The sequence below is a fragment of the Aridibaculum aurantiacum genome (assembly GCF_017355875.1).
GTDB lineage: Bacteria > Bacteroidota > Bacteroidia > Chitinophagales > Chitinophagaceae > Segetibacter > Segetibacter aurantiacus.
Genome location: NZ_JAFEWC010000003.1, coordinates 426,350 through 441,016, shown reverse-complemented (window position 1 = coordinate 441,016; position 14,667 = coordinate 426,350). Strand labels below are relative to the sequence as shown.

The window sequence follows — 14,667 nt, the reverse complement described above, 5'->3', positions numbered from 1 at the left end:
TATATTTGAACCCGATGACAACAAACAAAGGATATCGTTACTTCTTTTTTTATTACTTCTTTACGAAAGGAGCCGGGATGCTTTTGTTGAAACCATAGAAAAATTAAAAAACTCAACATAGATAATCCCGGCTCACAAGGCCGGGATTTTTTGTTGCACAAAATCATGAGTTTAAAAATTGCAATACAAGGCTTTGAAGGAAGCTTTCACCAGGTGGCAGCTCAACAATTTTTTGATGACGTGGAAGTTATCCCATGTGCTACTTTTAGGGAGGTTGTAAAAATTGCTGCCAACAAAAAAGAAAGTGATGGCGGCGTAATGGCTATTGAAAATTCTATAGCCGGCAGCATTCTTCCCAATTACAATCTCCTGCTAAAAAGCAACCTAAAAATTGTAGGCGAGGTTTACCTGCAGATCAGGCAAAACCTTTTGGTTAATCCAGGTGTTCAATTACAGGATATCCGCGAGGTGCACTCCCACCCTATGGCGCTGTTGCAGTGCATCGATTTTTTTGATAAGTATAAATGGAAACTGGTGGAGACCGAAGACACTGCTTTGAGTGCTAAGCATGTACACCAGAACCGCAGTAAACACATAGCTGCAGTGGCAAGTAAACTGGCTGCGCAACTGTACAATCTTGATGTGATTGCACCCAACATTCACACCATGAAAAACAACTATACACGCTTCCTGGTATTGAAACGCGAAGGAACAACAGCGAAAGTGGAAGATGCAAACAAGGCTTCAGTTAACTTTTTTACAGACCACTCAAAAGGAAGCCTGGCGAAGGTTTTGAGTAAAATAGCATCCGCTGGCATAAACCTTAGCAAGCTACAAAGCATGCCTATCCCCGGCAGCGACTGGAAGTATAGCTTTCATGCAGACATGGAATTTGACAACATAAAGAAGTTTGACAACGCTTTGCAAAAAATACAACCACTTACACAAGAGCTAACAGTTCTTGGTTTATACAAAAAAGGTAAAACGATCTAAATGAAAGTATCAAGCAGGTTGAACGGCATTGGAGAATATTATTTCTCGCAAAAACTGAAAGAGATACAGGAAATGAATAAGTCAGGCACAGCTGTTATCAATCTTGGTATTGGCAGCCCCGACCTGCCACCTAATCCCGAAGTGATAGAGGCTTTACAACAAGACGCAGCCAAACAAAATGTGCATGGCTACCAAAGCTATAAAGGAGTGGATGCATTGCGACAGGCATTTGCAGACTGGTATCGCCAGTGGTATCATGTAACGTTAGATCCTGCAACAGAAATTCTGCCGCTCATTGGTTCCAAAGAAGGCATCATGCATATATGCATGACCTACCTGGAACATGGAGATGAGGCGCTTATTCCTAATCCCGGCTATCCTACTTATAGAAGTGCTGTACAATTGGCCGGTGGTACTTGTGTAGAATATGAACTGCAAGAAGAGAATGATTGGCAAATAGATTTTGATGCGCTCGAACAAAAAGATCTAAGTAAGGTAAAACTGATGTGGGTGAATTACCCGCATATGCCAACAGGCCAATTACCAACTAAAGCATTGTTTGAAAAGCTGATCGCTTTTGGTAAAAAACATAACATCCTTATTTGCCACGACAATCCATACAGTTTTATACTAAATGAAAACCCTGCAAGTTTACTTGCTGTTGATGGTGCTAAAGAAGTTGCAGTAGAATTGAACTCACTGAGCAAATCGCATAATATGGCCGGGTGGCGTGTAGGTGTATTGAGTGGTGCTAAAGAACGAATAGATGAGATCATACGTTTTAAAAGCAATATGGACAGTGGCATGTTTCTTCCGCTACAGCTGGCTGCAGCAAAGGCTTTAAGCCTTGGCGCTGACTGGCACCAGCAAGTAAATGAAGTTTACAGCAAGCGAAAAGAAAAAGCATTTCAGCTTTTAGACCTTCTTGGATGTAGCTATTCAAAACAACAGGTAGGCTTATTTGTATGGGCAAAAATACCAGCTGCATATAAATCAGGATTTGAGCTGAGTGATGAAGTATTGTATAACGCAAGAGTATTTATAACACCCGGTGGCATCTTTGGATCTGCCGGCGAAAAGTATGTACGTGTGAGCTTATGTAGCACGGAAGAGAACTTTACACGATCAATAGAAAGCATAACTACACATTGTAAAATAAAATGACAACTACAATTATAGGCGTCGGTCTTATTGGTGGATCATTGGCTCTTACTCTAAAAGAAAAAGGATTAGCCAGCAAGATCATAGGCGTAGATAGCAATGAGATCCACCAGGCAAAGGCTTTACAGCTTGGACTGGTGGATGAGATGATGGAATTGGATGAAGCTATTAAACAATCACAACTGGTAGTGCTGGCAGTGCCGGTAAGCGTGGTCATGCAAATGTTACCAAGCATTTTGGATAAAGTAGACCAACAGGTTGTGATGGATGTTGGCTCTACGAAAGAAGGTATTATAGATGTAGTAAAAGATCACCCAAAGCGAAGCAGGTTTGTGGCTACGCATCCTATGTGGGGAACTGAATTTAGTGGCCCTGAGGCTGCAGAACGACAAGCATTTGCCAACAAGGCTTGCGTGATCTGCAACAAAGAAGAAACAGATAAAGACGCAGAAGAATTAGCTGAAAGAATATACAGAACATTAGGTATGCACATCGTATACATGAATGCAAAAGAGCATGATGTGCACGTGGCTTATGTTAGCCATATTTCACACATCACATCTTTTGCCTTGGCCAATACTGTACTGGAAAAAGAAAAGGAAGAAGATGCCATTTTTGAATTGGCAAGTGGTGGTTTTGAAAGTACCGTAAGGCTTGCGAAAAGTAACCCGGCAACATGGAGTTCCATCTTTAGAGAAAACAGGGAAAATGTTTTGGATGTTTTGAATGAACACATCAGCCAGTTACGCAAGTTCAAGGCAAGTCTTGAAAAAGAGAATTATGAATACCTGGAATCGCTGATGACACATGCGAATGAAATAAAAAGGATATTGAAGTGAGATGGTGAGTAGTGAATGGTGTATAGTAAGTAGTGAGGTAGTGCATTCCGATTTTGACTTTTGACGTTTGAATTTTGACTTTGACTTAAATAAATAATTATGAATACAACAGCAACTAAAGAAAATAAAACAATCGACCAGGTATGGGCTAAGCGTCCGCTGATAATTTCTGGTCCGTGCAGTGCAGAAACTGAAGAGCAGGTAATTGAAACGGCGAAGCAACTGGCACAAACAGGTAAGGTAGATGTACTACGTGCAGGTATATGGAAACCTCGTACAAGGCCAGGAAATTTCGAAGGCATTGGCACCAAAGGACTGCCCTGGTTGCAACAGGCAAAGAAGCAAACAGGATTACTTACTGCAGTAGAAGTTGCTTCAGCCAAGCAGGTACAAGATGCACTGCATTTTGATGTGGACATTGTTTGGATCGGTGCACGAACAACCGTAAATCCATTTAGCGTACAGGAAGTAGCAGATGCACTTCGTGGTGTAGATATTCCTGTTTTAATAAAGAACCCTATCAATCCTGATCTTGAACTATGGACAGGTGCAGTAGAGCGTGTAGCTAAAGCAGGTATCAAGAATATTGGCTTGATACATCGTGGGTTTTCCTCTTATGGTAATACAGAATTTCGTAATGCTCCTATGTGGCATCTTGCTATCGAGATGAAGCGCCGAAACCCAGGGCTAATGATGATCAATGATCCGTCGCATATATGTGGCCGCAGAGATACATTGATTCATGTAGCACAGAAGGCTATAGATCTTGATTATGATGGATTGATAATAGAAAGTCATATTGATCCAGACAATGCATGGAGCGATGCAAAGCAGCAGGTAACACCTACACAGCTAAATGAATTGCTCGACATGATCATCTGGCGTAAGGAAGACATCAACTCAGAAGAGTATCACAATGCATTAGATCAGCTGCGTAATAAGATAAACCACCTGGATGATGAACTGATGCAGATACTTGGACAACGTATGCTTGTAGCAGAACAAATTGGTAAGTACAAAAAAGAAAACAACATCACCGTACTGCAAACCAACCGCTACAACGAGATATTGGAAAGAGCGTATATAAAAGGTGAATTATTAGGATTGAGTAAAGAATTTATTACTAAATATTTTGATGCTGTACACATAGAAAGTATCAACCACCAAACGAAGGTTTTGAATTCCTAATAAATACTTAATGCATCGGCATTAAATGTATAATTTAAAAGACATAGAAACTATTCCTCATAATGAAGAATAGTTCTATGTCTTTTTTATTTGATTAATGATCTATAATTAATGTAAGTAAATTAATGAATTGTTAAGTGGAGGGTCAAGTCAAAGCCTGTTTTTCGGTTGGGCATCATACAGCTATTCGCTTGAAACGCAGTAATAGCAAGGGTTTCAGAAAATCACATTGAAGTTTAAGAGCAGAGAACGAACATGAATCTGTTATTTGGCGTTCATTCTACGGCACTACTTTTACATCATCAAGTCAGAATACACTACTAGGCTTCACATCCTCACGATACTTGTCATAGCCATTTTCTTTTGTTTGCCACACGGTTGCCACTACCATTTAACTTTTTTTACAACAATTGAAATACAATGATTATGAAAACTATGATCAACAAATTACCGGTACTAGCAATCCTTATGATCCTGTTCAGCTTTAGCGCTGCAAACACAGCTACTGCAACAGACATCAGCAACAAGGCAACTAACGTAATCAGCTACCTGGGCAACATCGGTTCTTCCCCTGTTTTCGAGCTTAAGCTGGATAACGTTATTGAAGATGAATTTGAAGTAAGGATCACAGATGTGAACAACCACATCCTTCACTCAGAAACAGTAAAAGGAAATTCTATTTCTAAGAAATACAAACTAGATGTTGACTCAGACGATCTGAAGAACATCAGGTTCGTGGTAAAAAGTAAGTCTACTAAAGAAGTTAAAACATACCAGATCATCAACAACAGTTATGTTGTTTCTAACCTGGTTGTAGCTAACCTATAATATTTTTCTGCGTGATTAGATGGGCTGTCGGTTATCCGGCAGCCTTTTTTTGTACCTAATAATCTCACTATCGTATTACTTCTTTTACCTCTATAAAGTGATGCTTTAAAAGTTAAATGCTTTCTTAAAGGAGCAGCATTCAATCATCTTGTTTTTAGAATGATTAATTTGCCGCCCATGGGAGTAAAGCAAAGTGTAACAACAGTATTTTTATGGATAGTATTTACAATGTGTAGTGCTGTGGCTAAAAGCCAGGATACAACTACTATTGTTCCTGACACTGCAACAGTTATTTATGGTGATACTTTCCCGGTAGTAAAAAAAGATACTGCCTTACGCATCATTAATCTTAATCCTTACTTCACTTTACATGTAGACTCTTCGCTTAGTTACCAGCTACAGGTTAATAAAAATCCTGATGATTATTTCTGGTACCTGAAGAACTCGCCGGTAGGATTGCGTATCAACAAAGACAATGGTCTCCTTACTTTCAACGCGCAAAAATCATTTTTTCTGTCAGGCAAATTGAAGTACGACGTTAACTACAAAGTACAACTAGGTGTTCAAAATCTAAAGGATCCTACTGATCGTATCGATACTACTTTCACTATTGTGTTTTACAACCTGGAGATCGTGCCTTCTAAAGTAAAGCCTGCAATCAGCAGTACCATATGGGCAGAAGAAGGTGAAACAATTTCGTTCAAAGTGCTATGCGAAACAGGAAGCTTCCCAATTGAAAATATTCTCACGTTTGCTAATATGCCTATACATAATTATGCAGATGTACAGCAATGCGGCAATGAGTTCAAATGGGTTCCGGATTATGACTTTGTAAAAGAAACGGATTCAGGTAAAGTAAAGATTGTGCAGGTATTCTTTGTTGGCTCTACACGCTTCCAGGTAAAGGATACTGCTTCAGTAAAAATTATTGTACGCAACGCGCTCAATTATCCTTTAGCAAAAGAAGAATACAACCAGGTAGTAAGAAATATACAGCGTTATGTGCTGCAACTGAAGTTCACATTTTTACAATTAGATAAAAAACTTAAGCGTACACGTACAGCCCGTACCACCTTCGATCTTACTGCTGCCACCACTTCACTTACCGGAACAATTTTAGGCACATCGAGCAGCCAGGAAGCACAACGTACAGGTAAGATTTTACCAAGTGTAGGTCTTGCAATGGTGCCTATAAAAGAAGCTTCTGTACCAAGTAAGTCGATCGACCAGAACCAAGCATCCTCTATTCGTTCTTCTATAAAAAGGCTGGAGTATGTGCTTACTGACAATATGCTGCTGGGTGAAAAAGATTGGGATATTACCCGTAAAACCAACAAGCTGAAAGATGAGCTGAAGCAAATACAGGTACAACTGATTGATGTACCGGTAGAGCTTACCAACGAACTGACAGAAGAAGAATTGAACAGGTATTTCAATAGCCCAAGAGTAAACAAGAAATACAGGCTCTCTACCCGCTAAGCAGTTCTGGCAGCACTTATAAATGAAGCCTGCACGCTGCGGCGTAGAAGATTAGCTCCTATCGCTACCTGCGCAGCACCGAACATCGCCAGCACCAAAAGTACCAGCGTACCCCGTCCATAGCCAAGCACCTTGTTCACCAGCAGTCCGCCTGCCATGGCAACCAGGAATGCTGCCGTAGCGAGTATCAATGGCAGGCGCGACACGATCTGCAGCCGGCGCAAGCCATCGGCTAGTATGGTTGTACCAACGAAGAATGGCAGCAGTAGCGGCACCAGGAAGCGTAACCCTTTTGTTTGCATAGATGTCATCACCTGCACCACGCCCTCTTTCATGTGAACAGCATCGTCCGTCATGAAATAGGCAAGCAGATGGAAGAAGGCATCAGCACACATACCCATGGCGCCAATAGCCAGCAGCACCACACCTACTAAAGAAGGTCCTTTGAACGGTAGCGCGTGAACCATCAGGAACAAGGCAGGGATGTACAACACCGATGAGATGATCTGTACTATTACAGATGCCAGCACCCATTGCCTCTCTTGTTGTACAATGGATAAGATATGAGCCGTGTCAGCAGTACCCTGGTCGGGCATGAGCGCCCAGCTGGCGAAGTAAGTAACCGCGGCGAAGATCAATAATATTCCGGCGGTAGAGGATTGTCGCATAATCAACAGTTAGTTGAGCAAAATTATATGCTCATATGTTCGGCCGCCTCACATAAACATGTTGAAATCATCCGGCGTCATCTACTTTAAGAGGTGCTTTTTCCACCACGCTTTTCTTGTGTTTGTCTCGGTACAGTTTAACTGCACCAGCTATAACGAGTAATGCTACAAGTCCTGTTGTTATGTAAAGCCATAGCCTCCCGGTTCGCGGCTCCTCCGACACGATGGATGATTTCAGCGCGCCAAGGCGTATTTCAAAACGATCAAAAAAAGCAAATTCATCTGTGTTACCTTTGGCTACAATACCTACGAATGGCGGGCTATCCCACGGCGGCAGGTAAGCGCCGCGCAGCGGCGTGTTGTTGATGCGGATAAACTTTTTACCATCGATGCTGTAGAGAAACGTGGTTCTATAAGGCCCTTCGATACTAATCTGCAGGTACACCTTCTCTACCACCGGAATGCGAAAAAGTTCCCGAATTGAGTCTTTGCCATTCTGCACCTTCAATATCTGAAGCTGGAAGTCTTTGACGAGTAAGGCCAGCATGTTGTCTTCATCGCCTATAGCAGCAATACCACCATAGGCTGTAGAACGCGTGGCAGCTACCACCGTAGTCGCCGTATAGTTAGCACTGGGTATCTTCTGCGCAAGAAAAGCACCCGATGGTATTGGCATCCCAAACAGTCGCACAGCGCCGTCCTGCAGTTGATATTTTGCCTTATGAAAAACACTCGTCTGCCACTTATGAGGCAGCGCTTCCTCGTTGAATTCATCGGTGATAACATCGCGGCGAATGACACTATCTGTTACCGGGTTGATGAATTCCACCCAGTCATCTTCAGTGAAACGAAACTCCTGCAACAGCCCTTCTCTACCCGTGTAAGCACTCGATTGAGAGTGGTAACCATGATACAGGAAGTAGTGCCGTCCGTTCATCTCCACCGGTGTGCCATGACCTTTGCACAGCCAGTTCTTATCGTCGGTAAGTATGGGATTGCGTTCATATTTCTCCCATGGCCCCAGCAGGTTGGTAGCACGTGCAATGCCGGTTACATAGGTACACCTATCGCCGCAGCAACCCGCGGCTGCATAGAAAGCATAATAGTACTCGCCGTGCCGCATCATCGATACGCCTTCCACCAGGTCGTGCTCCCATGGTTGATCGTTTCTAAAAAGTTCGTATCGTTCACCTAGCAGCTGCGTACGTTCTTCATTCATTTGTTGCGCCCATATGATCGTCGGCTTGTTGACACTGTTGGCATCCTCCTTCCAAACCAGGTATAATACACCAGCCGTATCTCTTATAGGAAAGCCATCGATAGAACCATACTCCTGGCATACGATAGGCCCATGATCAATATATGGCCCCTCAGGCGAAGCAGCGCTGGCGATACCAACACATAGCGGACCACCCTTCTTCTTTGCGGTATAGTATACGTACACGCGGCCACTGTCATAGCTCACCTCGGGCGCCCACGTATACTTCTCTATCCATGCCGGCAGTTCGTTAAACACATAGCCTTCTTCTTTCCAGTTGATGAGGTCTTTGGAGCTGAATAATGGAAACGCCGGAAACCAATTGGAAGACGTGGCACTTGCCCAGAAGGTATTGCCCACTTTGGTCACTGAAGGGTCGGGATGTGACCCGGGCAACACTAATATTTGCGCGTATGAACAAAAAAAAGTGCTGGCAAAAATCAGCAGGAGGCTAAGCCTTCTATTGATGTTTTTACCAGCACTTCGTTTTACTATCTGTTCCAGTCTATGATGTATTTACCTGGGTTATTTTGCTTCAGCAGCTTTAGAGCGTGCTGACTTATCTATCATGAACATTACAATATCGTACCAAAATCATTAACCCCTCGTCTTCTTCTCCTGCTTAGTTCTTCGTTGCTCCACTACCGGGAAGCCACGCTTTTTCATTAGCGCATCTACCTGCGGATCACGACCTCTGAACTGGCGATAACCTTCTGCAGGATCAATGGTATTACCTACGGAAAATATGTACTGCGTTAGTCGCTTCGCTACCTCCTTATCGTAAGGGCCACTACCTTCTGTAAATGCACCAAACGCATCAGCAGTTAGTACATCGCTCCATAGGTAACTGTAATAGCCGGCAGAATAACCATCGCTGGAGAATATGTGTCCAAACTGCGGCGTGCGATGACGCATAACAATTTCTGATGGCATTCCCATTTGCGCCAGCGTTTCTCTTTCAAAAGCATCCGGGTCAATTTTGGTATCGCCGGCCAGGTGAAGCTTCATATCAATAAGTGCACTAGCCAAATATTCTGTGGTTTCAAAACCTTCATTAAATGTAGATGCACTTTCTATTTTGTCGACCAAAGCTTGTGGTATTGGCTTACCGGTTTGGTAATGCAAAGCAAAACGCTGCAACACTTCTGGAGTAGATAGCCAATGCTCCAGTAGCTGCGATGGGAACTCTACATAATCCCTGAAAACTGCCGTTCCTGCCAATGAAGGATAGGTAACGTTAGAAGACAATCCATGAAGCGCATGACCAAATTCGTGGAACAAGGTATTAGCATCATCCCATGAAATCAGCACTGGCTCGCCTGGCTGTCCCTTTACAAAATTTGAGTTGTTAGATACAATAGTAGTAACCTCTTTATCCAGTCGTTCCTGGTTGCGGTATGCATTCATCCATGCACCAGAACGTTTTCCCTGCCTTGCATATGGATCAAAATACCATAGGCCTATATGCTTGCCAGAAGTTTTATCTTTTACTTCCCACACCTTTACGTCAGGGTGAAAAACCGGCACATTGTTTACCGGAGAAAAGCTGAAATTGAATAATTCACCAGCAACCCAAAACATGCCTTCACGCAGCTTATCCAGTTGCAGGTATTGTTTTATTTCGTTTTGATCAAGATCATACTTCTCTTTCCTTACCTTCTCTGCATAATACTTATAATCCCAAGGTTCAATCTTTATGTTAGCACCTTCCTTTGTTGCTACAGCCTGCATATCTGCTACCTCTTCACGTACTCTTGCTACGGCAGGTTTCCACACTGCTTCCAGCAATTCCATGGCGCGCTCAGGAGTTTTAGCCATAGTATTTTCAAGGCGCCAATGAGCATGTGTTTTATAACCCAGCAGCTTAGCCCTTTCTGCACGCAGCAGTAATATTTGCGTGATGATAGCATTGTTATCATTGTCGCCGCCATTGTCACCACGGTTTACAAACATGCGCCACGCTTTCTCACGCAGGTCGCGTCTGTCAGCATAAGTAAGAAAAGGATCAATAGAAGAACGGGTGTTGGTGATCAGCCAGCCCGGAAGATTTTTTGCCCTTGCAGCATTGGCAGCGGCATCTTTTACCGAAGCAGGTAATCCAGCTACATCAGCCTCCTGGTTCAATGACAGGAACTGCTCCGATTCGTCAGCCAGCAGGTTTTGACTAAAGCGCGTAAAAAGACCAGCCATTTGCTGGTTGATAAGTGACAAACGTGCTTTGGCTGTTGCATCCAGTCTTGCTCCCGCTCTTACAAAGTTGGTATAGTAGCGCCATGTCAGCCTCTTCTGTTCAGGCGTCAGGCTAGCAGTATCAGGTGAATTATGTACAGCTTCTATCCGCTTGAACAGTGCTTCATTCTGCGTGATCTTATCTGCAAAAGCAGCAAGCTTTGGCGCCATATCACGCTCCACAACCTGGAACTCCGGCGTGTTCATGTTAGAGCTCCAGATGCCATAGATCGTTCTTACCCTGTCCAAAGTCTTACCTGATCTTTCAAGCGCAGCAATGGTATTGTTGAAAGTAGCTTTACCGGCTGTTGCAGTTATACGATCTATCTCAGCAAGATTTTCAGCCATTGCAGCTTCCAGTGCCGGCCTGAAATCAGCTACCTGCACCTGGTCAAATGGTGGTATACCACCATAAGGTCCTGTCCAATTTGCCAATAAAGGATTAGTAGTAGTTGCTGATGCCACTGTAGTGGTTTGATTATCCATGGTAGTAGTAGTCGTTTTTTTTCGTGAAGCGCCACAGCCTGCGGCCAGCGCTGCCACCACCAAAAGTGAGTATGAAAAATTATTATGTGCCATAGGAACTTTTTAGGAAAAGCAAAGGTATATGATACTATTTACATGCTGCCTCTGATGAAGTGTTCAGGCTATGCTAAAGCGGGATGGAATGATTACTTAGGCTGCAGAAAAAAGCAATCAAAGCACAACGATGTTCACCACCGGGTCTACATTTTTAAACTTGCTTTTTACTGTATGTATGATCCTTGCCTGCAGCTCTTGCTTTATTTGTTCAGTTGAAAGGCCAGGCTGCATTTGCTGAACGTAAATAATGCACAGCAGCGTATTCTTTCCAGGAATATTGGCTCGTGTAAAACGCGCACTGGCTTCTACCAGCCCAACGCCTTTATACGCATTCACTGTTTTTTGTATCTCAGCCTCTGCCCTCTTTGATGTACTGCTGCGTTCCAGCTCTAGCGGTGTAGAGAACTGCCACGCCAGCACACCAGCAAACAAAACCAAAGTAACAGCCATGCTGGCTGCTACTACCATTTTATTACCACGTGGAAAACGTGCTCCTTTGGGCCGTAATCCAGCCAAGCGGAAAATGATACTACCGGTAAGGTTCATCCCAAGCAACTGGAGCACCAGCAGGAATATGCCGCTTTTCACCAGGTTCCATTCGCCTATAGCCATTGCCATACCCACCACACCTGCTGGTGGCGCAAGCGATGCAGCTACCAACATACCTGTAGCAGCACCCGATACAAGGCTATCACGTTCGCTTTGTATTAAATTGATGGCACCGGCAGCACCCGCAGCAAGTGCCAGCAGCACTGCTACAGAAGAAACCTGGCTTCGTTCTACCATCATAGTTGTAGCTACTTCTTGCTGCAGTAACAGGCTTAGCAGGAAACACGAACAAACTGTAAGAACAATGGCAATAGCATAGCGCAGCATTGACCGCCGTAGCAGCAACATATCTCCTCGCGATGTAGCAATGGCAGCATTCATGGCAGGACCTGCAAAAGGTGCTATTAGCATGGCGCCCACTAATAAGTAAGAAGTATTGGTAAATAATCCTATCCAAACCACTATACCCGCAATGATGCAGTAGCTGATGAAGCCTTTCCACGAGCCAATGCTCTGCAGGCCTGCCATGAAGATCTCGATCGGGCTCCTGTTTTCTATGTTCGTCACCTGTTGCGGGGCATCATTGGCAGGAGGATACATAGCCATTACGCCCTGCGGAAACAAAGTGATCTGCGCCTCCTCTATCTCGCTTACATCAGCTATAAATTTTTCGACATTCTTATTAGATACATAAGCCACCACCACATCCATTGGTTTAGAAGAACCAGATGCACGCCAGGATGAGATATTTTTTGCATCTACAGAGTCCGCTATAGACATAACCTTTTTCCCGTTTCCTTCATTTACCTGGACAAAGAGTGGACGCATAGCTATAGTTGATTTACCTGATTGCTTCAAAAACAAAACCATTGGAACGGGCTTTATCAACTGCATCAATCAAAACAAGGGAAGGCACAAAAGTTGAGACCTTAATAGAAAACAATTTGCCATGAAGTACACTTATAAAACAAACATCAACTGCATGGGCTGCGTAGGACAGGTAAAACCACATCTTGATAAGCTGGAACAGGAACAGGACATTGACCATTGGCATATTGACGTAGACAACCCGCAAAAGATCCTGACCATTGAGACAAACAGCTTAAGTTCTGAAGAAGTAGAGACCATTATCCAGGATGCTGGTTTCAATGCAATACCTGTAGCAAGCTAACCTTAAAAAAAATTAAGGTAATCTGGTAAAACAATAACAGGAATATAAGTGGCTTAAACAGGTATGTACGGCTAGCAATGCTACTTTTGTATTTCTATGCCCACCTGTACAAAGATCATTCTTATTGCCGAAGATGACCTGGATGACCAGGAACTTATTGCTTTTGCATTTTCAAAAGCAGACCCGACCCTTGAGCTTCGCATGGTAAGAGACGGCATGGAAGCAGTTGAATACCTTGAAAATTCTAATGAACAGAATCTTCCTTGTTTGATACTGCTTGATTACAATATGCCCGAGCTAAATGGTGCACAGGTTATTCAACGGCTTATGCCCAACGAACGTTATTCCTCTATTCCTAAGGTTATATTAAGCACTTCCAACAATCCTCTTTTTGTAAATGAATGCTTGCAAAAAGGCGCACTTGATTATAAAGTGAAGCCTACCAATTTTGCTGAGCTGGTTCATATTGCAAAAGAGATGGCATCGTTGTGTAATCGTGCCGCTTAGGAATTTCCTTCGGATTTACACAAATCACTCATTTTTGCAGCTAAACAAAATTCAGCATGCCCCAACTGGATCATCTTGTTCATTTAGCACAAACTATAGCCAATGATGTTGCTTCAAAAGAAGCAATAGAGGCAGATAAAAAGGGGCAGTGGATGGTGCAGACCATGCAGGCTCTTAAAGACTCTAAACTTACCGGCCTAACCGTACCAAAAGCTAATGGAGGTTTAGGTGGAGGCTTATTCGCTCTTGTAAGAGTATGTGAAGAACTAGGTAAAGGTTATTCTTCTGCTGGGTTATGCTTCGGTATGCATTGCGTAGGCACTGCAGTTATTGCATCTAAAGCAACTCAATGGCAGCAGGCAAATTACCTGGAGCCAATAGCACAGGGTAAACACATCACCACACTAGCACTAAGCGAGCCAGGAACAGGAGCTCACTTTTATTTCCCGCAAACATCTTTACTGCCCATTACGCCAGAAGAATTCCAGGTTAATGGCAGCAAAACATTTGTTACCAATGGTGGCTATGCCGACTCGTATGTAGCCTCAACTCTTGGCGCCAGCGAAGATGCAAGTGCCGAACAATTCTCTTGCATTCTTCTTGATGCAAATACCAAAGGCATGGAATGGGGTGATGAATGGAATGGGCTGGGCATGAGAGGAAATTCTTCGCGTGCTGTTCATTTCAACAATATTCATATTTCTGATAAACATATACTAGGCGAGAAGGGCGACCAGCTGTGGTATATTTTCAATGTAGTAGCTCCTTATTTTTTAATGGCAATGGCTGGCACTTACCTTGGCATCGCAGAAGCTGCACTGCAGGAAGGCAAGAACACATTACTTAGAAGAACTTACCTGCACAACGGAACCAATCTTGCACAAGTCTCGCTGCTACAGCACCGCATTGGCATGTTGTGGTCTAATGTAGAACGAACCCGCAGGCTGATATACCATGCAGCGCATCTAGGAGACAATAACGATCCCGCAGCTATTACTTCCATACTGGCTGCCAAGGCTGAAGTAGCACATTGTACAGTAGATGTAGTGAATGAAGTGATGACACTTGCCGGTGGAATTGGATACCGTGAAAATGGCTTGCTGGGTATGTACCTGCGCGATGCAAGGGCTGCACACATCATGTCGCCTACCACAGATCTCTTGTATACATGGCTTGGGCGGGCACTGCTCGATCAGCCTATTTTATCAGATTAAT

At 43.5% G+C, this 14,667-nt stretch carries 13 protein-coding genes; 9 read left to right on the top strand and 4 right to left on the bottom strand.

Annotated features, from left to right (window positions below; all coding sequences use genetic code 11):
• Positions 1–165 precede the first annotated feature (165 nt).
• From J4N22_RS15530 to J4N22_RS15505, 6 genes are all read left to right on the top strand, one after another.
• A complete protein-coding gene (locus tag J4N22_RS15530; RefSeq protein ID WP_207496088.1) occupies positions 166–993 on the top strand; it encodes a prephenate dehydratase in 828 nt (275 codons plus the stop codon).
• On the top strand, positions 994–2,157 hold the full coding sequence (locus tag J4N22_RS15525; protein WP_207496087.1) for a pyridoxal phosphate-dependent aminotransferase: 1,164 nt from the start codon (positions 994–996) through the stop codon (positions 2,155–2,157).
• Positions 2,154–2,993, top strand: coding sequence for a prephenate dehydrogenase (locus tag J4N22_RS15520; RefSeq protein WP_207496086.1), 840 nt, complete (start codon positions 2,154–2,156; stop codon positions 2,991–2,993). The genes J4N22_RS15525 and J4N22_RS15520 overlap by 4 nt, the downstream gene beginning before the upstream one ends.
• Positions 2,994–3,092: 99 nt before the next feature.
• A complete protein-coding gene (locus J4N22_RS15515; protein ID WP_207496085.1) occupies positions 3,093–4,181 on the top strand; it encodes a chorismate mutase in 1,089 nt (362 codons plus the stop codon).
• 435 nt (positions 4,182–4,616) lie between these two features.
• Positions 4,617–5,009 carry a hypothetical protein gene (locus tag J4N22_RS15510; protein ID WP_207496084.1) on the top strand — a complete coding sequence of 131 codons (393 nt, stop codon included), beginning with the start codon at positions 4,617–4,619 and terminating at the stop codon, positions 5,007–5,009.
• Positions 5,010–5,186: 177 nt separating this feature from the next.
• A complete protein-coding gene (locus J4N22_RS15505) occupies positions 5,187–6,488 on the top strand; it encodes a hypothetical protein (protein WP_207496081.1) in 1,302 nt (433 codons plus the stop codon).
• Here the strand turns inward: J4N22_RS15505 and J4N22_RS15500 are convergent.
• The 4 genes from J4N22_RS15500 to J4N22_RS15485 form a co-directional block, all read right to left on the bottom strand.
• Complete coding sequence (locus J4N22_RS15500) at positions 6,485–7,156, bottom strand: hypothetical protein (RefSeq protein WP_207496080.1); 672 nt, start codon at positions 7,154–7,156, stop codon at positions 6,485–6,487. The two genes, J4N22_RS15505 and J4N22_RS15500, sit on opposite strands and share 4 nt — an antisense overlap.
• 67 nt (positions 7,157–7,223) lie before the next feature.
• Positions 7,224–8,810, bottom strand: a complete 1,587-nt coding sequence (locus J4N22_RS15495; protein ID WP_207496078.1) for a family 43 glycosylhydrolase — start codon at positions 8,808–8,810, stop codon at positions 7,224–7,226.
• A 201-nt stretch (positions 8,811–9,011) separates the two neighbouring features.
• Positions 9,012–11,222: a M3 family metallopeptidase gene (locus J4N22_RS15490; protein ID WP_207496076.1), complete on the bottom strand. Its 2,211-nt coding sequence runs from the start codon at positions 11,220–11,222 to the stop codon at positions 9,012–9,014.
• 117 nt (positions 11,223–11,339) lie between these two features.
• A complete protein-coding gene (locus J4N22_RS15485; protein ID WP_207496074.1) occupies positions 11,340–12,602 on the bottom strand; it encodes a DUF389 domain-containing protein in 1,263 nt (420 codons plus the stop codon).
• 121 nt (positions 12,603–12,723) lie between these two features.
• Here J4N22_RS15485 and J4N22_RS15480 point away from each other — a divergent pair, with 121 nt between their 5' ends.
• The 3 genes from J4N22_RS15480 (at position 12,724) to J4N22_RS15470 (ending at position 14,666) form a co-directional block, all read left to right on the top strand.
• Positions 12,724–12,945 carry a heavy-metal-associated domain-containing protein gene (locus J4N22_RS15480; protein ID WP_207496072.1) on the top strand — a complete coding sequence of 74 codons (222 nt, stop codon included), beginning with the start codon at positions 12,724–12,726 and terminating at the stop codon, positions 12,943–12,945.
• A gap of 96 nt (positions 12,946–13,041) precedes the next feature.
• On the top strand, positions 13,042–13,452 hold the full coding sequence (locus J4N22_RS15475) for a response regulator (RefSeq protein WP_207496070.1): 411 nt from the start codon (positions 13,042–13,044) through the stop codon (positions 13,450–13,452).
• Positions 13,453–13,508: 56 nt separating this feature from the next.
• Positions 13,509–14,666: an acyl-CoA dehydrogenase family protein gene (locus tag J4N22_RS15470; protein WP_207496068.1), complete on the top strand. Its 1,158-nt coding sequence runs from the start codon at positions 13,509–13,511 to the stop codon at positions 14,664–14,666.
• The last annotated feature ends 1 nt before the right edge of the window (position 14,667 follow it).